20 protein-coding genes and 3 tRNA genes are annotated in these 21,695 nt (G+C 60.2%); 12 read left to right on the plus strand and 11 right to left on the minus strand.

The features are described from left to right. Nucleotides 1–362 precede the first annotated feature (362 nt). Complete coding sequence (gene ettA, locus EWH21_RS05035) at nt 363–2,030, plus strand: energy-dependent translational throttle protein EttA (protein WP_047589915.1); 1,668 nt, start codon at nt 363–365, stop codon at nt 2,028–2,030. 92 nt (nt 2,031–2,122) lie between these two features. On the opposite strand, the gene EWH21_RS05040 is transcribed toward ettA, so the two are convergent. Both EWH21_RS05040 and EWH21_RS05045 read right to left on the minus strand, forming a co-directional pair. After that, nucleotides 2,123–2,455 (minus strand): PilZ domain-containing protein, encoded by a 333-nt coding sequence (locus tag EWH21_RS05040; RefSeq protein ID WP_037046209.1) that lies wholly within the window; start codon nt 2,453–2,455, stop codon nt 2,123–2,125. A gap of 9 nt (nt 2,456–2,464) precedes the next feature. Beyond that, nucleotides 2,465–4,789, minus strand: a complete 2,325-nt coding sequence (locus EWH21_RS05045) for a DUF1631 domain-containing protein (RefSeq protein WP_277699959.1) — start codon at nt 4,787–4,789, stop codon at nt 2,465–2,467. Nucleotides 4,790–4,996: 207 nt separating this feature from the next. On the opposite strand from EWH21_RS05045, the gene EWH21_RS05050 reads away from it, so the two are divergent. The 3 genes from EWH21_RS05050 to EWH21_RS05060 all read left to right on the plus strand — a co-directional run bounded on the left by EWH21_RS05050 (nt 4,997) and on the right by EWH21_RS05060 (nt 5,239). Beyond that, nucleotides 4,997–5,072 (plus strand) — tRNA-Asn (locus EWH21_RS05050). Nucleotides 5,073–5,081: 9 nt separating this feature from the next. Then, a tRNA-Pro gene (locus EWH21_RS05055) sits at nt 5,082–5,158 on the plus strand. Nucleotides 5,159–5,163: 5 nt separating this feature from the next. Beyond that, nucleotides 5,164–5,239: transfer RNA gene (locus EWH21_RS05060), tRNA-Lys, on the plus strand. 217 nt (nt 5,240–5,456) lie between these two features. On the opposite strand, the gene EWH21_RS05065 is transcribed toward EWH21_RS05060, so the two are convergent. From EWH21_RS05065 to EWH21_RS05080, 4 genes are all read right to left on the minus strand, one after another. Continuing rightward, nucleotides 5,457–6,758, minus strand: a complete 1,302-nt coding sequence (locus EWH21_RS05065; protein WP_037046213.1) for an NAD(P)/FAD-dependent oxidoreductase — start codon at nt 6,756–6,758, stop codon at nt 5,457–5,459. Between the two features lie 63 nt (nt 6,759–6,821). Beyond that, a complete protein-coding gene (locus tag EWH21_RS05070; RefSeq protein ID WP_037046215.1) occupies nt 6,822–6,995 on the minus strand; it encodes a DUF3094 domain-containing protein in 174 nt (57 codons plus the stop codon). A gap of 24 nt (nt 6,996–7,019) precedes the next feature. Next, nucleotides 7,020–7,568, minus strand: a complete 549-nt coding sequence (locus EWH21_RS05075; RefSeq protein WP_037046217.1) for an MOSC domain-containing protein — start codon at nt 7,566–7,568, stop codon at nt 7,020–7,022. Continuing rightward, nucleotides 7,565–8,194 (minus strand): DUF1780 domain-containing protein, encoded by a 630-nt coding sequence (locus tag EWH21_RS05080; RefSeq protein ID WP_037046220.1) that lies wholly within the window; start codon nt 8,192–8,194, stop codon nt 7,565–7,567. Before EWH21_RS05080 ends, EWH21_RS05075 begins: the two co-directional genes overlap by 4 nt. A 119-nt stretch (nt 8,195–8,313) precedes the next feature. Between EWH21_RS05080 and EWH21_RS05085 the strand changes: the two genes are divergently transcribed. After that, a complete protein-coding gene (locus EWH21_RS05085) occupies nt 8,314–9,003 on the plus strand; it encodes an energy-coupling factor ABC transporter permease (protein ID WP_277699960.1) in 690 nt (229 codons plus the stop codon). A 103-nt stretch (nt 9,004–9,106) separates the two neighbouring features. After that, a complete protein-coding gene (locus tag EWH21_RS05090) occupies nt 9,107–9,322 on the plus strand; it encodes a hypothetical protein (protein ID WP_277699961.1) in 216 nt (71 codons plus the stop codon). Between the two features lie 54 nt (nt 9,323–9,376). Here EWH21_RS05090 and yacG read toward each other — a convergent pair whose 3' ends face one another. The 5 genes from yacG to pilB all read right to left on the minus strand — a co-directional run bounded on the left by yacG (nt 9,377) and on the right by pilB (nt 14,114). Continuing rightward, entirely contained in the window at nt 9,377–9,571 is a 195-nt protein-coding gene (gene yacG / locus EWH21_RS05095) for a DNA gyrase inhibitor YacG (protein ID WP_037046227.1), read from the minus strand. Next, on the minus strand, nt 9,568–10,176 hold the full coding sequence (gene coaE / locus EWH21_RS05100) for a dephospho-CoA kinase (protein WP_277699962.1): 609 nt from the start codon (nt 10,174–10,176) through the stop codon (nt 9,568–9,570). Before coaE ends, yacG begins: the two co-directional genes overlap by 4 nt. Nucleotides 10,177–10,317: 141 nt before the next feature. After that, the gene (locus tag EWH21_RS05105) at nt 10,318–11,187 is read right to left on the minus strand and encodes an A24 family peptidase (protein ID WP_277699963.1); all 870 of its coding nucleotides are present in this window, start codon (nt 11,185–11,187) and stop codon (nt 10,318–10,320) included. A gap of 3 nt (nt 11,188–11,190) precedes the next feature. Then, on the minus strand, nt 11,191–12,408 hold the full coding sequence (locus EWH21_RS05110) for a type II secretion system F family protein (protein ID WP_152487865.1): 1,218 nt from the start codon (nt 12,406–12,408) through the stop codon (nt 11,191–11,193). Nucleotides 12,409–12,410: 2 nt separating this feature from the next. Beyond that, on the minus strand, nt 12,411–14,114 hold the full coding sequence (gene pilB, locus EWH21_RS05115) for a type IV-A pilus assembly ATPase PilB (protein WP_152487866.1): 1,704 nt from the start codon (nt 14,112–14,114) through the stop codon (nt 12,411–12,413). 221 nt (nt 14,115–14,335) lie between these two features. Between pilB and EWH21_RS05120 the strand changes: the two genes are divergently transcribed. From EWH21_RS05120 to EWH21_RS05145, 6 genes are all read left to right on the plus strand, one after another. Continuing rightward, nucleotides 14,336–14,755 (plus strand): pilin, encoded by a 420-nt coding sequence (locus EWH21_RS05120; RefSeq protein ID WP_277699964.1) that lies wholly within the window; start codon nt 14,336–14,338, stop codon nt 14,753–14,755. 84 nt (nt 14,756–14,839) lie between these two features. Next, nucleotides 14,840–15,247 (plus strand): pilin, encoded by a 408-nt coding sequence (locus tag EWH21_RS05125; protein WP_277699965.1) that lies wholly within the window; start codon nt 14,840–14,842, stop codon nt 15,245–15,247. Nucleotides 15,248–15,344: 97 nt separating this feature from the next. Next, a complete protein-coding gene (locus tag EWH21_RS05130; RefSeq protein WP_277699966.1) occupies nt 15,345–17,249 on the plus strand; it encodes a hypothetical protein in 1,905 nt (634 codons plus the stop codon). Next, nucleotides 17,249–18,103 carry a glycosyltransferase family 2 protein gene (locus EWH21_RS05135; protein ID WP_277699967.1) on the plus strand — a complete coding sequence of 285 codons (855 nt, stop codon included), beginning with the start codon at nt 17,249–17,251 and terminating at the stop codon, nt 18,101–18,103. The genes EWH21_RS05130 and EWH21_RS05135 overlap by 1 nt, the downstream gene beginning before the upstream one ends. 121 nt (nt 18,104–18,224) lie before the next feature. Further along, complete coding sequence (locus EWH21_RS05140; protein WP_152487871.1) at nt 18,225–19,127, plus strand: glycosyltransferase; 903 nt, start codon at nt 18,225–18,227, stop codon at nt 19,125–19,127. A 56-nt stretch (nt 19,128–19,183) separates the two neighbouring features. Then, nucleotides 19,184–20,401, plus strand: coding sequence for a hypothetical protein (locus EWH21_RS05145; protein WP_277699968.1), 1,218 nt, complete (start codon nt 19,184–19,186; stop codon nt 20,399–20,401). Nucleotides 20,402–21,695: the final 1,294 nt, after the last annotated feature.

The raw sequence follows: 21,695 nt of genomic DNA on the forward strand, positions 1-21,695 counted from the left end.
CCTGCAGCCAGTGCGGGGTTGTATCTGCTATGACAAGCGCGAGCGGGCCTCTGCTCACGTCAGCCGGCTAGAATGCCTGTAAATGTGGCCAAGTGCCAGTTCCGCTCGACGAGCGTAGTTTGCCCTGTCGCCTGCATTGCGGTAGCTTTGCGCCGCGTGCGCAAACTGTCCGCGCCATACTTGGCGTTCCTCTCCGTGGCGGCTAAGGTCTCTGCACGTTGTCAGGCTGCGGAGGTCGCGAAAACGGCCGTAGACGGCAAACGACGGTTGCGCATCGCACGTTCAGCGTCCCCACGACGTTTTCGCCACGCGTGCCGGGTGCGCCACTTTTTCAGCTCTCATTCTCACCAGTCAGGTTCTCCATGGCTCAGTACGTCTACAGCATGCATCGGGTCAGCAAGGTCGTCCCGCCGAAGCGTGAAATCCTCAAGGACATCTCTCTCTCGTTCTTCCCGGGCGCCAAGATCGGTGTGCTCGGCCTCAACGGCGCCGGCAAGTCGACGCTGCTGCGCATCATGGCGGGCGTCGACACCGAGATCGACGGCGAAGCCCGTCCCATGCCCGGCATCAAGGTCGGTTACCTGCCGCAGGAACCGCAGCTGGACCCGACCAAGAGCGTGCGCGACATCGTCGAAGAGGCAGTAGGCGAGATCAAGCAGGCCCAGGCACGTCTTGACGAGGTGTACGCCGCCTATGCCGAGCCGGATGCCGACTTCGATGCGCTGGCCGCCGAACAGGCCAAGCTGGAAGCCATTCTGCAGGCCGCCGATGGGCATAACCTGGAGCGCCAGCTGGAAGTCGCCGCCGACGCCCTGCGTCTGCCGGCCTGGGACGCCAAGATCGAGCACCTCTCCGGTGGCGAGAAGCGCCGTGTGGCGCTGTGCCGTCTGCTGCTGTCGGCGCCCGACATGCTGCTGCTGGACGAACCGACCAACCACCTGGACGCCGACTCGGTGGCCTGGCTGGAGCGCTTCCTGCACGATTTCCCCGGCACCGTGGTGGCGATCACCCACGACCGTTACTTCCTCGACAACGTCGCCGGCTGGATTCTCGAACTCGACCGTGGCCACGGCATCCCCTACGAGGGCAACTACTCCGGCTGGCTGGAATCGAAGTCCAACCGTCTGGCCCAGGAAGCCAAGGCCGAGGCGTCGCACGCCAAGGCCATGAAGGCCGAACTGGAGTGGGTTCGCCAGGGCGCCAAGGCGCGTCAGTCGAAATCCAAGGCGCGTCTGCAGCGCTTCGAGGAAATGCAGTCGCAGGAATTCCAGAAACGCAGCGAGACCAACGAGATCTACATCCCGGCCGGTCCGCGTCTGGGCGACAAGGTCATCGACTTCGTCAATGTGTCGAAGTCGTTCGGCGACCGCGTACTGATCGACGACCTGTCGTTCAGCATCCCGAAAGGCGCCATCGTCGGTGTGATCGGCGGCAACGGTGCCGGTAAGTCGACCCTGCTGCGCATGATCACCGGCAAGGAACAACCGGACTCCGGTCACATCGAGATCGGTGAAACCGTGCAGATCGCCAGCGTCGAGCAGAGCCGCGAGGCGCTCGAAGGCAACAAGACCGTGTGGGAGCAGGTCTCCGACGGCTTCGACATGATCAAGGTGGGCAACTACGAGGTGCCGTCGCGTGGTTACGTCGGCCGCTTCAACTTCAAGGGCGCCGACCAGCAGAAGTTCGTCAAGGACCTCTCCGGTGGTGAGCGTGGCCGTCTGCACATGGCCCTGACCCTGAAGCAGGGCGGCAACGTGCTGCTGCTCGACGAACCGTCCAACGACCTCGACGTGGAAACCCTGCGTGCGCTGGAAGACGCGCTGCTGGACTTCCCTGGCGCCGCCATCGTGATTTCCCACGATCGCTGGTTCCTCGACCGCATCGCCACCCACATCCTCTCCTACGAGGACGATGCCAAGGTCAACTTCTTCGAAGGCAACTACACCGAGTTCGAAGCTGATCGCAAGAAGCGCCTGGGCGACGCCGCCGCGCAACCGCACCGCGTGCGTTACAAGAAGCTGGCGCAGTAAGCGTCCGGTGGATGAAAAAAACGGAGCCTGCGGGCTCCGTTTTTCGTTGTGGCGCAGAGGGCGCGGTGGCCATCTGCGCCAGGCGGGCGGGGCTACAGCTTGGCCAGTAGCGCTTCCAGTGCCTTGGCCTGGTCCTCGGCCAGGTCGATGATATGGAAGCCGGCCCAGCAATGCTGGCCGTCGGCACCCGGCCGACTCCACAGGCAGTCCGCCCCGAGGTGCACTTCCTGCAGGCCATGGGTTTCCGAGGTGCAGACCAGGCGGCACTCCAGCACGGCATCGGCCGTATGCGGGGTGTCGCTGAACAGCATGAAACCGTCCGCGGACAGGTCGACGATACGGCCAAGGCGCTGCCCGCTGTTGAGGTCGAAGACCTCCAGCTGCATCTCGGTGCCATGGCGGCTATGTTGGCGACGCTCTTCCATGGAAATTCCTCAGCGGGGTTCGGCTGCGCGGCCAGTGAAGCGCTGCAGCACGCGGTAGATGGCTGTCAGTGCGCGATCCACCAGTGGTGTTGCGCGTTCGGGGGTGACGATGCGGGCCAGGCCCTTCTCCATTTCGTTCGCCAGTACGGTGAGCGGCTTGATCGCGACACGCTGACCGCTGTTGTCGACGAACATGTAGTTGTGCGTGGTCGGGCTGAACCAGGAGAGCTTGAGCACACGGCTCTGGCCATTGCTGACGAATTCGAACCAGGTGCCGAACTCGACGTCCGCCAGTTCCTTGGCCAGCGCCTGCGCACGTGTCGAGAGCGTGTTGCGTGACGGCGCCTGGCGCACCAGGTCGGCATCCTCGCCGAGCATGGCGCCCAGCGGGCTTTCCGGCAGGGTGGGGGTCAGTTGTGCGGCCAGTTGCGGCTGCTTGGCCTGCACGGCGTGCTGGCAGGCGACCAGGTCCTGCAGCAGGCGACGAATGCCATCCTCGTGGTAGCCGCCCAGCAACTCCAGGCCTTTGCGCAGGTCGCTGAGCATGGGCACGCGCAGTTCCTGCAGGCGCTGCGTGTCCGCCTCGTCCAGCGGGGTGCCGCTCCAGGCCAGTTGCTCGGCCACTTCGCTGGCACGTCGCCATTCCTCGCTCTGCTCGCCATGGCGCAGCAGGACGAAGACCAGTACATCGGCCCAGGTCAGCTCGAGGAAGTTGCGGATGATCGCCGGCAGGTCGCGTTGCTCCAGGCAGCGCTGCACCACGTCCAGAGCCTGCTCGCGCGCGCCGAGCAGACGATCCCTGCCTTTGGCGGCTTCTACCGCGCGGCGCTCACGCAGCTCGACCTTGTGGCGCAGGGTATCGACATATTCGTTGAACTCTTCGATCAGGCCGTCGAACAGCGCCAGGTCGCCGCTGAAGCCATGGATCACGCGCTCGACCACCCACTGCATCTTGGCCAGCAAGCCGCGCTCGTCACCTTCGCTGCCATACAGCACGCCGGCCTGGGCCATGGTGTTGAGCAGGCGCCGCGCCGGGTGGTGATGCTGGGTGAACAGCGCCTTGTCCATCAGGGCGATCTTCAGGTAGGGCGTATGCAGGTGCGACAGCGCGGTCTTGCAGGCGTCCGGCAGATTCTCGTCGTCGAGGATGAAGTCGAACAGCATGCCGACCAAGTCGATGACATCGGCTTCCTGCTCGGAAACCTTGCTGTCGCCGGGCAGGCTGCTGTGAGATTCCAGCTGCTGTTGCAGATCGGCCTTCAGACCCTCGACCGCCTGCGGCTTCTGCAGCCGCTGGGCCAGTTCGTGCGCCGACTGCTGTTGCATGCGGTTGAGCGCGGCGAGCAGCTCGCTGGCGCTGTAGGTCCGGCTGGCCTCACGCGGCGAGAAGCTGACGATGCTGCGCGTACCGCCGAGCAGGGGGGCATCCGGATGACTGTGGCGATGTTCGTCCAGCAGGCTGGACAGGCCGCTGAACAGCGCCGAGGGATCGCTCGGGGGCGGCGCGCTCAGATCGAGGTCGAGCAACGCGGGCTCTGCGCTCGCCGGGACCGTGCCGGGTTTGCCGGTGGCTGGCTGCGCCGGCGCGGGGGCTTCTGCCTTGGGTGCCTCCGGGCGGCTGACGCTCGGGTTGATCTGCGCGCTGTACTTGAGGTTGGGCAGCACACCGGCGTCGATCAGGCGCTGGTTGAGGGCGCCGTACAGCGAGTCCAGGCTCTGCATCACATGGCGATCGAAGAGCATGTAGAGGATGGTCTTGATCTGCAGCGGGAACGGGCAGGGCGCCAGTGCCTCGCGAAAGGCCTGGGCGATGGCCTGCGGGCCGAAGGGGTTGTTGTCCTCGCCGAGCTTCTGCCCGTTGTTGAGCAGCGCCAGGCGCTGCTCCAGGGCGAACAGCTGCTGCGTGCAGCGGGCCTTGACCCGGCTGACCATGTTGGTGACTTGCAGGGTCTCTTCGTAATCTTCGTTCTGCACCAGCTCCAGGTGTTCGGAGTCCAGTTGCGCGGCGGTCTGGCTCTGCAGCTTGCCGTCGAGGAAATCGGAGAAGTTGGTGGCGATCTGCTGGTGATAGCTGCGCTCGATCTGCGGGCGTTGCCGGCGTATCTCGCGCATGCTGTCGAAGAACAGCGTCTGCACCTTGTTGTTCTCGGCCTTCTCGGCGCACTCGAACAGGGTGTCGTCGACCTGGCCGAAGACGCCGTTGAGGTGCTCCGCCAGGCGATTCATCACCAGTTTGCGGCACGCCTGCACCAGGTCGCTGAAGCGCGGCTGTATGCCGCGGCTGGCGAGGCTGACCACCTTGGGGTGAATGGGGGGCTGGTCCTGGCTGCTCATGGACTGTCCTAACTGGCGTCGTCGTCTGGCGCGTCCTGCGTCGTGCCGCAGTTCGATGAAACATATAGTAGTCCATGCCCGTGCTGCAAAGCATTGTCGTAAAAGCAGTTTGCAGGGGTTGACAGGGAATTTTTGCTACGTAAAATGGCGCGCCTCAGCAGCGGCAACGCGAAAGCGAAACGCGGTTGAGGCTGGAATGTCAGTAGTTCCGCGATAGCTCAGTCGGTAGAGCAAATGACTGTTAATCATTGGGTCCCTGGTTCGAGTCCAGGTCGCGGAGCCAAATTCCAATCGGGGTATAGCGCAGTCCGGTAGCGCGCTTGCTTTGGGAGCAAGATGTCGGGAGTTCGAATCCCCCTACCCCGACCATATTTGGGTCGTTAGCTCAGTTGGTAGAGCAGTTGGCTTTTAACCAATTGGTCGTAGGTTCGAATCCTACACGACCCACCACCATTCGAAGAAGCCCGCCTAGCGCGGGCTTTTTCGTGTCTGGCGTTCGGGTGTTGCGGCGTGGTCACTCGCTTGTCTCTCTTCTCGCGCTTGCGGAGAGGAGGTGGGGGAGGGTGTAAGCGGGGTATGTGGACGCCGGTTTTGCCCTCTCCCGCCCTGCGGGCACCCTCTCCCATGAATGGGAGAGGGTCATCAGAAGGCCGCTCCGCGGCCGCTTTCAGTGCAGTTTCAGGCGCGGCTCGGTGCTACGGCCGATGCGGTCGCTGAGCATCAGCAGCAGCGTGCGCGGCACGCCGTACAGTGCCATCTGGTGCATGCGATACAGCGACACGTAGAACACGCGCGCCAGCCAGCCTTCCAGCATCACGCTGCCGGTGAGGTTGCCCATCAGATTGCCCACGGCGGAGAAGCTCGACAGCGAAATCAGCGAGCCGTAGTCACGATAACGATACTCCGGCAGGGCCTGGCCGCTGATCTTCAGGCGCAGCGACTTGGCCAGCAGAGACGCCTGCTGGTGCGCGGCCTGAGCGCGCGGAGGGACGTTGCGCCCTTCGCTGCCGGGTTGCGGGCAGGCGGCGCAGTCACCGAAGGCGAACACATCGTCATCCCGCGTGGTTTGCAGTGTCGGGCGTACCTGCAGCTGGTTGATGCGATTGCTCTCCAGGCCATCCAGGTCCTTGAGAAAACCCGGTGCGCGGATACCGGCGGCCCACACCTTCAGGCTGGCGGGGATGAAGTTGCCGTCGGCGGTCTTCAGGCCTTCGGCCGTCACTTCGCTGACGGCGGCGCCGGTCAGCACGGTAACGCCGAGTTTCTCCAGAGTCTTGTGCACCGGCCGGGCGATGCGCTCGGGCAGGGCCGGGAGAACGCGCGGGCCCGCTTCGATCAGGGTGATGCGCATGTCTTCGGGGCGAATCCGGTTCAGGCCGTAGGCTGCCAACTGTTTCGCCGCATGGTGCAACTCGGCCGCCAGTTCCACCCCGGTGGCTCCCGCACCGACGATGGCGATGTTGATCTGCGAGCCATCCTCGTGCTCGCTGGCGTGGGCGCGCAGGTAGTGGCTGAGCATGCGGCGGTGGAAGCGCTCGGCCTGCTCGCGGGTGTCCAGCAGGATGCAGTGCTCGGCGGCGCCGGGCGTGCCGAAGTCGTTGGTGGTACTGCCCACCGCGATCACCAGGCTGTCATAGGCAATGCGCCGCTCGGGCATCAGCACCTGGCCGTCATCGTCCAGGGTGGGGGCCAGGGTGATGTGCTTGTCCGCTCGGTCGAGACCGGACATGCGGCCGAGCTGGAACTCGAAATGATTCCACTTGGCCTGCGCCACGTAGTTCAGCTCGTCTTCCGAAGAGTTCAGCGAGCCGGCCGCCACTTCGTGCAGCAGGGGCTTCCAGATGTGGGTGAGGTTGGCGTCGACCAGGATGATCCGGGCTGCGCCGCTCTTGCCCAGTTTTCTACCAAGGCGGGTGGCCAGCTCCAAACCGCCGGCGCCGCCGCCGACAATCACGATGCGATGGGACATGGAAAGTGCTCACAAGGCTTTGAAAAAGACGGTGTGAGTGCGAGAGGGCGAGCGCGAGGCAGCTCATAGCACCAGTCGACTCAGAAAGCGGCTCAGCAGGCCCAGGCCGATGACGGCGATCAGCACGATGGTGAGCAGGCGCCAGACGCGAAAGGGCTGACGCTCGACCTGATGCTGCGGCGCACTCAGGTACTGATCGACTTTCTGCTGGTCTTCGGGGCTCAGGCGGCTGGTCATGGAAGGGCCTCTGCGTGAATGCGGCTATTCTAGGCGCGCCCGCCAGCCTTGGCGAGCGTCGTTGTCCTGCGGGTCAGAAAGGTTGTCGAGGATTTCGACTCGCACGCTGTCGTCGAGGCGAATGATGCCGCCCTCGATCACCCGTGCGGTGATGCCGCCATGGCCGCGCATGGCCTGGAAGGTGCCACGGCCAAGGCGCTCCTCGAGGCGCGCACAGGGCTGGCACCAGCCGGTGGTCTGCAGGAGCGCCTGGCCGATGCGGAAATAGCGGCCCTTGAGGCTGAACAGGTTGATGCCGGCGACCGCGATATTGCGCCGTAGCTCGTCCGGCGGCAGTGGCGTGTCGCGGCCGAGCAGGGCGGCGACCACGGCAAGGTGCTCCCACTGGATCAGGGTGACCTGCCGTGCGTTGCGTGGTCCGGGGCGGCTGTGGTCGCCGGTCAGTCCGGCTTCACGGCGGGCCTCGACGGCTTCGACTTCGAGCATGGCTTCCCGTGCCTTGGGGCGCACGCCAATCCAGCGCACGCGTCCGCTTTGCGGCACATCGGCCAGCAGTTCCTGCAACGGGCTCACAAGCCGATACCGATGTCGAACAGCACGCTGCGGCCCAGGTTGTGGCGCAGGAAATCCGGGGCGTCCGGGTGGGCGAACAGCACGCGGGCGAAGCGCGGACCGACCAGCGACAGCGAGCGCCAGCCCTGGCGCAGGTATTCGGTGGGCGGTGGGAAATGGCTGTTGCAGTCCAGCACGGCCCGCTTGAGGCTGACGAACGCGACCAGGTCCAGCTCGCCCAGGTCGATGCCGCGCTCGCGGTAGTTGTGTGCCTTCTTGCGCAAGGTCGGGGCCAGGCGCGCCTGCATTTCGCTGGCGGGAATGCGCTTGGGGCGGGCTTCGCGGCGCACCAGCTGGCTCAGGGAAAAGGCACTGCGACGGCGCTCCAGCTCGGCTCGCCATTCGTCGTTGAGGCGCCGACCTTCGTCGAGGACGAAGAACACTTCGAAGTTGGCCTCGCGAAACAGCACGTCGGGCGGTTCCTGGCCGCTCGGGTTGAAGTCGTCGCTGTGGTGGCGCACGTTCAGTGCCTGCAGCAGGCGCTGGCAGACCCAGCGTTCACGCTCCCATTTCCTGGCGTTGGAGAGGAAGGCGTTGGCCTGTTCGGCCTGATGCGTGAGCAGACGCAGGTAGTCGGAATCGTCCATCACCGAAGCTTAGCCGTTGCACGGGGCGATGCGCCAGGTGTCTGAACAGGCGTTCTGAGGCGGTGTAGACTGCCTGGCAAACCCCGCGAGCGACGAACGGAAAGGAAGGTCGAGACCCCATGATCGCTTCTGAGCTGTTGGCGTTCAGCACATTGCTGGGCGGTTGGCTGATCTATGCGCTGGCGCTGCTCTGGGCACTGGTGCGCGCGCCCTGGCTGGAGCTGTTCAGCGATCTGCGCCGCCAGCATCTGCTGTTCGGCACGATGCTGGGGTTGTTCCTGCTCTGGCTGGTGCGTCGCGATTTCGACTCGGGGCTGTCCTACCACTTTATCGGCATGACGGCGGTCACCCTGTTGCTGGACTGGCCCCTGGCGATACTGGCAGGCCTGGCAGCGCAGATGGGGTTGCTGGTCATGGGGCGTCTGGATCTGGCCGCGCTTGGCGTCAATGGCGTGCTGCTGGTGCTGATCCCGGTACTGGTAACCGAGCTGTGCGCGATACGGGTGGAGCGCGCGCAGCCCCGCAACCTGTTCGTCTACATCTTCTTCTGCGGCTTCTTCCCCGCGGCACTGGCCACCCTGATGACCTTGCTCGGTGGCCTGGCATTGCTGTGGATCGACGGCCTGTACCCGATGCCGCCGTGGCTCGATGACTTTGCCGGGTACCTGTGGCTGGTGGCGTTTCCCGAGGCCTTCATCAACGGCACGATCGTCACGGCGCTGGTGGTGTTCTACCCCGACTGGCTGGAGACCTTCAATCGCAGTCGCTACCTGCAGGCGCCCTGGAAGGAGAGCGATCGCGGCGAGTGAATGGCGCTGCATCGAGCGCCTGAATGGCGGGCCAGGCGTTGATGCGGGTCAATGTCCGGGCAGGGGCGTGCGCCATGCTGTGGAAAACCACGGGAGGTACGGCATGAGCATTTACAAGTGGGCCAGAGACGCCCTCGGCGACGACCTGCGTGAGGCCGAGGCGCAGGGCTTCGATCGGCTGATGGTGCTGCGTGCGTTGCTGGCGGAGGTGGTGCAGCAGAACAAGGCGTCGCGCGACGCGCAGGAACTGGCGCACGAGCTGCAGTTTCTTGCCGACAACCTCGACGAGGAGCGTGACTACGCCTTCATGCGCCCTTGAGCGGCAGCGGGGAGCCGCTTCGAGCGACGGGCTGCTCGGCCAGGCGGTTGCTGCTCAGTGTGGTCGCGTCGGCAGGTCGCCGCTGAACAGCTCGTCTTCCAGATTGTCGCCGGGGATGGCGTGTTCTTCCGCAGCCCAGGCGCCCAGGTCGATCAGTTTGCAGCGTTCGCAGCAGAAGGGGCGGTAGGTGCTTTCCGCTTTCCATTCGACGGGCGCGCCGCAGGTAGGGCATTGAACGGTGGTGGTCATGATTGGCCTCCGCGCAGGGTCAGATAGAAGGTGTGCAGGCGCTCGACTTCCGCATCGAGCCAGGCCAGGTCGCGATCGTTGTTCAGCACGTCGTCGGCATGCCGCAGCCGCTCCTCGCGGCTGGCCTGTGCCTGCATGATGGCGCGTACCTGCTCCTCGGAGCTCTGGTCGCGGGCGATGGTGCGTTGCACCTGCAGGTCAGCGGGCGTATCGACGACCAGAATACGCTGCGTCATATGGCGCTGGCCGGACTCCACCAGCAGCGGCGACACCAGGATGGCGTAGGGCGACTCGGCGCGTGCCAGGACCTGCACGATCTCCTGGCCGATCAGTGGGTGCAGCAGGCTTTCCAGCCAGCGGCGTTGCTCCGGGTCGGTGAAGATCAGCTTGCGCAGCGCAGCGCGGTCCAGCTCGCCATTCGCCTGCAGCACCTCGTTGCCGAAATGCTCGGCGATCCTGGCCAGCGCCGGTCGTCCCGGCTCCACGACCCAGCGCGCCGCGTGATCGGCATCGACCACATGTACGCCGCGCTCGATGAAGCCTTGCGCCACGGCGCTCTTGCCGCTGCCGATGCCGCCGGTGAGGCCAAGTATCCAGGGTTTCATAACGCCGATGCGGTCCCGTGATTGCTCAAGGGCGCGATTGTAAGGGGGATTGCCGGGTGAGGCGAACAGTCAGTGGATACGTACCCACCGGCGAGCTGACCCCTGCGGGAGTCAGCGTCATGGTCAGGGGGGGATGGATTCCTAGAAGCCGGCGAACTTCAGGTAGCTGCCGGTAATCACATCGCCCCACAGCAGCGCGATCCAGCCGGCAATGGCCAGATAGGGCCCGAAGGGCATCGGCGTGCTGGAGTCGCTGCCGCGCATGCGCAGCAGGATCACGCCAAGCACCGCGCCAACCAGCGAAGACAGGAGGATGGTCAGCGGCAGAATCTGCCAGCCACCCCAGGCGCCAAGCATCGCCAGGAGCTTGAAGTCGCCGTAGCCCATGCCTTCCTTACCGGTGACCAGCTTGAACAGCCAGTACACCGACCACAGGCTCAGGTAGCCGGCAATGGCGCCCCAGAGCGCGTCTTCCAGGCTGGTGAACAGGCCGAAGCAATTGACGATCAGGCCCAGCCACAGCAGCGGCAATACCAGAATGTCCGGCAGGATCTGGTGGTCGGCGTCGATCAGGCTCATCGCCAACAGGCCCCAGGTCAGCGCCAGCATGGCGCCGGTCTGCCAGGTGAAACCGAAGTGCCAGGCGATATAGCCGGACAGCACGCCGCAGGCCAGTTCCACCAGGGGGTAGCGCTTGCTGATGGGCGTCTTGCAGTTCGAGCATTTGCCACGCAGGAACAGGTAGCTGATGACCGGCACGTTCTCCCAGGGCTTTATCTCATGGCCGCATTGCGGGCAGCAGGAATTGGGCAGCACCAGGTTGAAGGTCTCTGCTGGAGGTGCCGGTGGCATCTCAAGCACCTCGCGGGCCTGGGCTTGCCAGTCGCGTTGAAGCATCTTCGGCAGGCGGTAGATCACGACGTTGAGGAAGCTGCCTACCAGCAAACCAAGTAGGACTGCACACAAAACAAAGGCCAGCACATGGCTGGCCAGAAAGTCGAGTAAGGGCATTGATCAGACCACAGCACCCAGCTGGAAGATAGGTAGATACATCGCAATAATCAGACCGCCCACTAGCACGCCGAGTACAGACATGATGAGCGGTTCCATCAGGCTGGTGAGGTTATCAACCATGTTGTCCACTTCGGCTTCATAAAAGCTGGCGACTTTATCGAGCATTTCATCCAGCGAGCCTGACTCTTCGCCAATGGCCGTCATTTGCACTGCCATTGACGGGAAGGTGCCAGTAGTCCGCATTGAAAAATTCAGCTGCATACCCGTTGAGACATCTGCCTTGACTTTGTTGGTTGCGGTTTTGAACACCACGTTGCCTGTGGCACCGGATACGGAGTCAAGGGCGTCTACCAGAGGTACGCCCGCAGCAAACGTGGTTGAGAGTGTTCGTGCGAAGCGCGCTACTGCGGATTTATAGAGAATGTCTCCAACGATTGGGAGCTTGAGTACGCTGCGGTCAACCGAGTCGCGTAGCTTCTGGGAGCGTTTCATTGCCTCCTTGAACGCAAAGGACAAGGCCAATATGGCGACCACGAAGATAAACCACCATTGCTGGAGAACCTCGGAGATATTGATCACCATCTGAGTGAAAGCTGGTAGCTCCGCACCAAAACCGGCAAACACCTCCTGAAACTGTGGGACCACTTTGATCAAGAGAATTGCCGATACGATGACCGCAACCACGATGACTGCAATAGGATAGGTCATCGCTTTCTTGATCTTGGCCTTCAGTGCCTCGGTCTTTTCCTTGTAGGTGGCAATACGATCCAACAGGTTTTCCAGTGCACCCGCCTGTTCACCGGACTCCACCAGGTTGCAGTAAAGCTCGTCGAAATATTCGGGCTTCTTGCGTAGCGAGGCAGCGAAGCTGTTACCTGCGGCCACCTCCTGTTTCACCTCATCCACCAGCTTGCGCATGTTGGGGTTGTCGAATCCTTCGGAGATGATGTCGAAAGACTGCAGCAGTGGTACGCCGGCCTTCATCATGGTCGCCATCTGTCGGGTAAACAGGGCGATATCCATCGGCTTGACCTTCTTGCCCTTGCTGAAGGACAGAGAGGATTCCTTGCGCACCTTGGTCGGGTTGATGCCCTGCTTGCGCAACTGTGCCTTGATCAGCGCAGGATTCTGGCCATTCATGACGCCCTTGACGGCGGCGCCGCGTCGGTCTTTGCCTTCCCACTTGAACGCGCTGGTTTTTAGAGCTTTTTCCGCCATGGTTAATCCTTGGTCACGCGGTTGACTTCCTCAAGGCTGGTAACCCCTTGCATGGCCTTGAGCAAAGCGGAGGTGCGTAGATCATTAAAGCCGTCTTTACGCATCTGTGTGGCGATATCGATGGAGTTGCCTTCCTCCATGATAATCCGCTGCAGGTTGGCCGTGTTTTTAACCACTTCATAAATACCGACACGACCCTTGTAGCCGCCCTTGCAGTTGTCGCAGCCAACCGGGCCATAGATCTTGAAGCTGCCGATCTTGTCCTCGGGGAAACCCTCTGCCAGAAGCGTCTCGCGAGGCACGTCCACCTCTTTCTTGCAACTGCTGCACAGTTTTCGTGCCAGGCGCTGCGCGATGATCAGGTTGACCGAGGTGGCGATGTTGAACGACGGAACGCCCATGTTGCGCAGGCGGGTCAGGGTTTCCGCCGCGCTGTTGGTGTGCAGGGTAGACATCACCATGTGTCCGGTCTGGGCGGCTTTGACCGCGATGGACGCTGTGTCCAAGTCGCGAATCTCACCCACCATGATGATGTCCGGGTCCTGACGCAGGAAGGCGCGCAGGGCCTGGGTAAAATCCATGCCCTGTCGTGGATTGACGTTGACCTGATTGATGCCCTCCAGGTTGATCTCCACGGGGTCTTCGGCGGTCGAGATGTTCACATCTGGGGTGTTGAGGATATTCAGGCCGGTATAGAGCGAAACGGTCTTGCCCGAACCTGTAGGGCCGGTCACCAGGATCATGCCCTGTGGCTGCTTGAGGGCGCTGAGGTATAGCTCCTTCTGCTCTTCCTCATAACCGAGGGCATCGATGCCCATCTGTGCGCTGGTAGGGTCGAGAATTCGCATCACGATCTTCTCGCCCCACAGGGTTGGCAAGGTATTGACGCGGAAGTCGATGGCCTTGGTCTTGGAGATTTTCATCTTGATCCGGCCATCCTGAGGCTTGCGACGCTCGGAAATATCCAGTGCAGCCATTACCTTCAAGCGGGCGGAGATGCGTGGGGCGAGCTGAATGGGGGGACGCGCGACTTCATGCAGCATCCCGTCGGTACGAAAGCGCACTCGATAGGCTTTTTCGTAAGGCTCGAAGTGCAGGTCCGAGGAGCCGCCTTTGATCGCGTCCAGCAGCATTTTGTTGACGAAACGCACCACGGGGGCGTCATCGGCGTCTGCGCCACCGTCTCCTACCGGTTTGTCGTCGTCTACTGCTTCGACGTCCAGGCCATCAAGATCGACATCGGCGAGGTCGTCCATCCCGCTATTGGCTGAGTCGAAGAACTTGTCGATAGCGTCGCCAAGTTTGTCGTCCTCGACCAGAATCGCTTCGGTGGTCAGGCCTGTGCTGAACTGTACATCGGTAACAGCCTGGTGGCTGGTTGGGTCAGAAATGCCGATGAACAGCTTGTTGCCGCGTCGCCACAGTGGCAGCACACGATGCTGGCGTACCAGCTTCTCGCTGACGAGTTCACGCGGTTGCCCTTCCTTGTCGATGGAGTTGAGGTCGAAGAAGGCCACGCCAAACTGTTCGGCGGCCAGCTCTGCAAGGGCGCGACTTTTCACCAGTTTGTTCTGCACGAGGTAAGTCACCAGCGGCAACTTGTTGCGCTGCGCCTGCTGCTGGGCCTGCTGCGCGGCCTTCTCGTCCATGAGACCAGCCATCGCCAGTTGTCTTGCCAGGCCGGAAAGGGAAATGCTCTCGTTCATCACATGCTCCAAACACAATGCCTGCCTTATAACGTAGTTGCAGATGGGCTGCCAAACACGCTTGTTCGGTGTGACAAAAAACGGCAGTTAGTGCCTGGGGGTGGCGTGCATCCGGCCTGCTGCGTTCCGGGAACTGTACAAAATTGCTGCTGTTGGAGTTGGCATGGCCTCTGCATTGATCTTTGCAGGTCGTCGGACCTGTACATTTTTAGGAGAGAAGAATGAAAGCTCAAATGCAAAAGGGTTTCACCCTGATCGAACTGATGATCGTCGTTGCGATCATCGGTATCCTGGCTGCTATCGCGCTGCCGGCCTACCAGGATTACGTTGCCAAGTCGCAGGTGACTGCTGGTCTGGCCGATATCCGTGGTGGTGTGACTGCTTTTGAAGAGAAAATTCAGTCGGGAGCCAGTGCTGTTGCTTCGGTGGCAGACATCGGTCTGTCCAGCAAGACTGCGCGCTGCAGTACTGTTGCCGTAACCGGTACCGCTGGTTCCGAGAATATTACATGCATCTTGGCTGGTAACCCGAAGGTTCTCAGCAAGGTAGTTACCTTGACTCGCAACTCTTCTGGCGCTTGGAACTGCAGTGTAACTGGTGGTCTGGACTCCAAGTACCTGCCGGTTGGCTGCACCAACTAATCAAGCTTGCGTTTGATAGTTGAAATAAAACCCCGCTAAAGCGGGGTTTTATTTACCTGGTCCACTTACCTCGCGGGTTTTATCATGCGTCGACAACAACAAGGCTTTACCCTGATCGAGCTGATGATAGTCGTCGCCATTATCGGCATTCTGGCGGCCATTGCGCTGCCGGCTTACCAGGACTATGTGTCGAAATCACAGATTGCTGCCGGGCTGTCGGAAGTGACCAGTGGCAAGACTGCCTTTGAGGCGAAGGTGCTCACTGAAAGTATTGTCACCTTTAGCCTGGCCGATATAGGTCTACCGACCTCAACGTCGCGCTGTAACCTCAGCATGGATCCGAGCGACAACGGCTTTATTCGCTGTACGCTTAAAGGCAATCCCACGGTCAACGGTAAAACCGTGGAAATTGCCCGTGTTGCTTCTGGTACCTGGACCTGCAAGGTCGATAGCGCTATCCCTGCCAAATATCACCCAGTGGGGTGTGAATAAATAAGGCCGCTGAGCAATAGGCAGCTTCCCACCATGCCGTGATACATACGGTGTTTTAGAAAGTGAATACGCAGTGTTACAGCAAGCTCGCTCGCCGATGATCGTCCGTGTTGCCAAGCCCCTACTGGCGCTGGTGATTTTTTTTCTTGTGCTGTTGTTGTTCTGGCCGGGTGTGTCGGGCGGTTTTCTATTCGACGACTACCACAACATCGTCACCAACGCCTTTGTCCAAATAAAGGAACTCAGCGCTGCCAGCCTGTGGAAGGCCTCCAAGGGCTATTCCGATGGCACCCGCCAGTTGGCCATGGTCAGCTTTGCCCTGAATGCTTATTGGGCCGGTATTCACCCATGGGCCTACAAAGTCACCGGCCTATTGGTGCATGCCGTCAATGCGGTATTGGTGTACTGGCTGGCGCTGCGCTTGCTGGCTTTCAGCCCGCGTATTCAATCCGGGCAACGGCCAATGGCGGCACTGGCACTGGCGCTGGTCTGGGCACTGCACCCGATTCAGGTGTCTTCGGCCCTGTATGTAGTGCAGCGCATGGAGACCCTGTGCTTCACTTTTTTGTTTATTGCCCTGTTGCTGTATTTGCGCATACGTATCCAGCAGATCATTGGCGAGCCAGCCAAGTTCTGGCTGTGGTCGGGACTGCTGCTCAGCTTTGTGCTGGCGGCCCTGTTCAAGGAGAGCGCGGTTTTACTGCCGCTGTTTTGCCTGGCGCTGGAAGCAACTGTGCTGGGCTTTGCCGGCAGTAGCGGTCAGCGCCGCTTCTGGCGTATCAGTTATGGTGCGGGCTCTGCTTTAGCGTTGTTGGCTTTTGTTTTTTGGGCAGTACCGCATTACTCCAGTCTGGAGCCCTACGGCGGGCGTGACTTTAATACTGTTGAGCGTCTGCTGACTCAAGGGCGCGTGCTTTGGTTGTACATTCAGCAAATGCTGCTACCACTGCCGCAAACCATCTATTTTTATTACGACGATATGGGCGTGTCTCGTGGCTGGTTGCAACCGTTGATCACCCTGCCTGCCGTTGTTGGCCTAGTCTTGATATTTGCTCTGGCCGTTTACTGGCGTAAGCGTTTTACGCTGGCAGCGCTAGGTGTCTTCTGGTTTTTTGCCGCGCACTTTATCACCAGTAACGTAATCGGTTTGGAAATGGTGTTTGAGCACCGCAACTACTTTGCTCTGTTTGGCGTTTTGCTGCTGGTGGTTGAACTGGTTAGCCGTTTGCCGGTGCGTGATGGTCCGGCCATTAAGTATGTGGGTGTGACCGTGCTGGTGCTGGGAGTGGGGTTTCTGGGCGTAGTACGGGCTGCCACCTGGGGCAATCCTATTTTGCTGGCCACGGATATGACCTCGAAAAACCCCAACTCGGCGAGGGCTGCAATGGATATGGGGGTGGCTTATTTTGAGCTATCTGATGGCGATGTAAATTCGCCTTTCTACCATTTCGCGGTTCGAGAATTTGAACGCGCGTCAACATTGCAAGGTGCCAGCACCCTGCCGGATGTCAATCTTATCTTGATGCACGGCGCTGCAGGGTTTCCCGATAACCTTGTAGATATTGATGCCATCTGGCAGCGTTATTTGCAGCGTTTGAGAGCCCTCCACCTGAGTGTTGAAACCCGTGACTCGGTCTGGTCATTGCTGCAGCAGCGGCTGAATGCCCGTGATATAGATGATGAAAGGTTGCAACAAGCCATGGCGATCATTTTTGAGCGCCAAGAACAGCCGGACTACCGCCACGCCATGATGGCCGATTATCTGCTGCATTTGGGCAAGCACGAACAAGCCGAAGCACATTACCGTTTGGCTATCAGCAAAGCGCGAGAAAACGGCAACCAACAACTGATTGAGCGCATTGCTGCTGATCTGGCCGCATCCGGATATTCCCAACTGGCCAGCGATCTCACCGGATTAACCATGGCGCCCGAAGATATTTTGCTCGACAGATTGAGGCTGGACAGCACTCTGTTGCAACAACTCAATCAGGGGGGTAAATAATGCAGGGTTTATCCATCATCCTACCCGCAAAAAATGAATCTGCCGCCATCGGCGCAACCGTTAGCGGCATTCGCCAGCACTGTCCGAATGCCGAGGTGATAGTGGTCAACGACGGCTCTACTGACAGTACGGCAACGCTTGCTGAGGCTGCTGGTGCCAGGGTGGTCCATCACCCCTACAGCAAGGGTAACGGTGCGGCGATCAAGACCGGAGCGCGAGCAGCCAGTGGTGAGATCATCGTATTCATGGATGCCGACGGCCAGCATGACCCAGCTGATATCGCGCGCTTGCTAGAGGTGCTTGAGCAAGGCCATGACATGGTGGTTGGGGCGCGTCAGAAAGGTTCACAGGCCAGCTTCGGTCGCGGCTTGGCCAATGGATTTTATAACAAGCTCGCCAGTTGGATGACCGGGCACCGTATCGAGGACCTCACCTCCGGCTTCCGAGCTGTTCGGGCAGATAAGTTTCGCGAGTTTCTTTACCTGTTACCCAACGGCTTCTCTTACCCCACCACCAGCACCATGGCTTTTTTTCGGGCGGGTTATTCGGTGGCTTATGTACCGATTCACGCTGCCCAGCGTATCGGCAAAAGCCATATCCGCCTGTTACGTGATGGCACCCGTTTTTTGTTGATCATCTTCAAGATCGGTACGTTGTTTTCTCCGGTGAAAATCTTCGCCCCGGTGGCGCTTGCCATGTTCCTGCTGGCTTCGGGCTGGTATGGCTATACCCTGTATAGTTTCGGTCGCTTCACCAATATGAGTGCATTGTTGTACAGCGGCGCTGTGATGGTGTTTCTGATGGGGCTTATTTCAGAGCAGATCACGGCGTTGATGTATAAAGACACAAAGTGATACTGGTCGACATTCGGCTTATGGTTCGTGCTACAGCAGGTTTTTTCGCATATGGGCGTCCGCTGCGTACTCTTTATCTTGATAATGAATTAGGCACGGCATATTTGCTGTGGAGACATTAATGCGCTGCGCATCGATCACTGTCACATTCAGTCCAGATCCTGTGCTTGTTGTGACTCAGCTGCGAGCTCTACCAGACGATTGGCTCCGGCTGGTGGTCGACAACGGTACTTCAGATGATGAGTGGGCGCTTATAGAGCCGGCAATTGCCAACCTTCCAGGAGTCGAAGTGATGCGCCTTGGTGCGAATCTGGGGTTGGCTGCTGCGCAGAACCGCGGCATGGAGTACTTAGCGGGCCGAGGCGACTGCACTCATGTGTTGTTGCTGGATCAGGACAGCGAACCGCTACAAGGCTCGGCTAGCGCCTTGGCTGATGCCCACTCCGCTCTGGTGGCACGCGGGTATCCCGTAGGGGCGGTTGGCCCAGCGTTACGCGACCCTGTATCAGGCGTGCAGCATGGCTTTCATCAGGTAGTAGGTTGGCGTTGGGCGCGTGTTAATCCCGTTGATGGAGCCCCGGTGTCTTGTGAGTGCCTCAACGGCAGTGGAACGTTCATGGCTCTTGAGCTTGCGTTGTCTTTAGCGGGGATGGACGAAGGTTTGTTTATCGACCATGTTGATACCGAATGGTCGTTCCGGTTACTGGCTTCCGGTCATCGGTTATATGGCGTGCCAGAGGCCTCTTTTCTGCACCGTATGGGCGACCGAACTACGCGGTTATGGCTGTTCGGTTGGCGGGTTTGGCCGGTGCGCTCGCCAAGTAGGCATCGTTACCTTTTTCGCAATGCGGTGTTGTTGCTCGGACGCTCTTACGTTCCGCCTATTTGGAAAGCGTGGGCGGTAGTAAAGCTGGGTCTAACAGTGGTGGTTTTTGCACTTGCTGGGCCACAGCGTTTGGCCCAGCTAGGCAATATGGTTGCGGGTGTTCGGGATGGCGTGCTTGGGCGGTCGGGTGCTCTGTGACCAGGATGTCTAGGCTCGCTGCCCTTGCGAGAGACACGCTGTCGGGTGGGGTGTGGATGGCTGTACGAGTCTTCTCCTTGGCTGCGTGGCTCTGGCTGCTCGTACAGCAGCTCCCAGCGGAAGACTTTGGCTGGCTCGCCTCGGTGCTCGCAGTGTCGGCGGTTTGCTCATTGGTAGCCCCCTTAGGTATTCCCTACCTGTTCTTTGCTGATGCGCACTCGTCAATCAGGAATGGAAAACGTTGGAGTGAGGCGCTTGGTGTTCTTATCGTCACTGGCCCGTTGCTGGCTATCTTAGGAGCTTTATTGCTCGATAGGTGGTTGGGGGGCGTTGTTTCTCTGCATGTGACAATCGCTTTCATGGTTGTCGAGGTGTTGATCGCTTCGCTTGTCCAGTCTGCCGGTCTGTGGGGGCATTCGATTGGCCATATTGGTATTGCTGCCGGCTTGCCGGCAGCGCTGACAATTGCACGAGCAGTGGCGGCGGGGCTGTGCATGACTCTGTTGGGCAATGCAGACATGATGTTAGAGAGCTATTTGCTCATTCATGTCGTGGTAGGAGCCTTGGTTGCTTTCGCCATGCTGATATGGGTCACCCGGAGCGTTGCGTTGGAATGGCGACCTGCTTTCCCGCTGATTAGTACATTCATTGCCGCATGGCGTTACGCGGTAATGGGAGGCGCTGCTCTAGCTTCAAGTGAGCTCGACAAGCCCTTGATGGTTCGTGTCATGGGACTTCACCAGGCGGGGCACTACGCAATGGCGTACCGCGTATGTTCGGCATTAGCTATGCCTGCCACTGCATTGGCGGCCACGATGCTGCCGCGCTGGGGGGCGGCTGTCGCACAGCGTGATATCGTTCGTTTGAAGCGCTCGTTTATCGCGACCTTACTTGCTGTCGCTGCTATCGGTATTGTGCAGATAGTGCTGTTGTATACCTTTTTGGCGATATACCCCCCAGGTAGCTTCGGGCTCTATGCGGATGCGTGGCCATGGATGCAGGGGTTGGCAGGTTTAGTGGTGCTCATAGGGCTTCGTCAAGTGGCTGCCACGGCATTGATTGCTGTCGGGCTTCCGTTGGTAAGGGCGCTGTTAGATATAGGCAGCCTTGCGATTCTCGCGGCGGTCGCGTTTCTGACATACCCGGCGTTGAGCATCGGAGGTGTAATGTTTGGTTGTCTTCTTGCCGAGGCCTGTGCTGCGATTACCATGGCCTTATTTTTTTTTCTCGCTCTAGACGAGTTGAGGTCAGTTGGAAGCTCCAGTGATGTATGAGAGTCAAAGAAGCGGTGACGAAGGCGGAGCTGAATGGGACAAGGCAGATCTTGAATACGTCACGATCTGTTTGGCCTGTGGCGGAGAGCAATTTGCTGACCGCCATGAGGATCTTGAAGATCTTTTGGGGGGCTTGCCGGGGCGCTGGGGGTTTCTGGCTTGTTCGGTGTGTGGCTCGCTTCACTTGAACCCACGACCGACACCCGCGGCCATTGGTCGAGCCTATCCGACTGACTATGTGACCCATGGCAGCGGTGGGAATGCAAACTCGCGCGATAATGGCTCTTCGTGGGTATGGCGATTGGCCAATGGATACCTTAACGCGCGTTTTGGCGCTACGCGACACCCTGCTACTCGGATAGGCCGTTGGCTAGTCCCCATGCTATGGCCGCTTCGTCAGCAGCTTGATTACTTCTTCCGCCATTTGCCGGCTAAGCCCGGTCGTGTACTGGATGTCGGGTGCGGCAATGGTGCTTTTCTCTTGAGAGCGCGATCTGCTGGATGGGTGGTACAGGGGATTGAGCCTGACCCCCTCGCCGCAATGGGAGCGCGGCAGGAGGGGCTCGACGTGGCGAACTGTGCAATTGAGGCGTTCGCACCGGCGGCGCCGTTCGATCAAATTACTCTTTCGCATGTTTTTGAACATTTGCATGCGCCTGATGAGGCGTTACGGCGGATGCGCCCGTGGTTGCGGCCTGGCGGTACGTTGTGGATGAGCCTTCCCAATCCCTCTGGGCTGGGGCATCTTGTTTTCGGACGCAACTGGTTTTCTCTAGACCCTCCGCGCCACTTGTTCTTGCCTCCGCCCCGCCAGGTTGTTGCCATGCTTCGGGCTGCCGGTTACCAGGATGTGCGCTTGATGCGTCGTGGAAGAGGTGCGCGTAGTTCAATACTCCCATCAGTGGAATACGCGCGTCGCCGTAGTCGAGGGTTTGCATGCGGGGGCGCACTTATCGCGTCTGTAATTGATGTATTGGGATCATGGTTTCCAGCGCTGTCTGAAGAGATAGTCGTTATTGCCAAGCGGAGAAAATAGAGCTGTGTGGGAAGACGGCGATTTAGAACGTCTCAGGGCGTGCCCTGTCTGTGGTAGCGAGTGTTTGCTCAATGCCTATGAGGGGTTGATAGATCTCGAAGAGGACGTGCCGGGGACTTGGTCCATGGTGGAGTGTCCTGGGTGTGGCAGTTTGTTATTGGACCCACGCCCCACTCCTGCGGCATTACCGAAGGCATATGGTTCGTACTATACGCACCAACCCCCTCTCGCAGAGAACGCTGTGCTTCAGGGGCGAGG

This window comes from Pseudomonas sp. REST10, from assembly GCF_029542605.1.
GTDB lineage: Bacteria > Pseudomonadota > Gammaproteobacteria > Pseudomonadales > Pseudomonadaceae > Aquipseudomonas > Aquipseudomonas khazarica.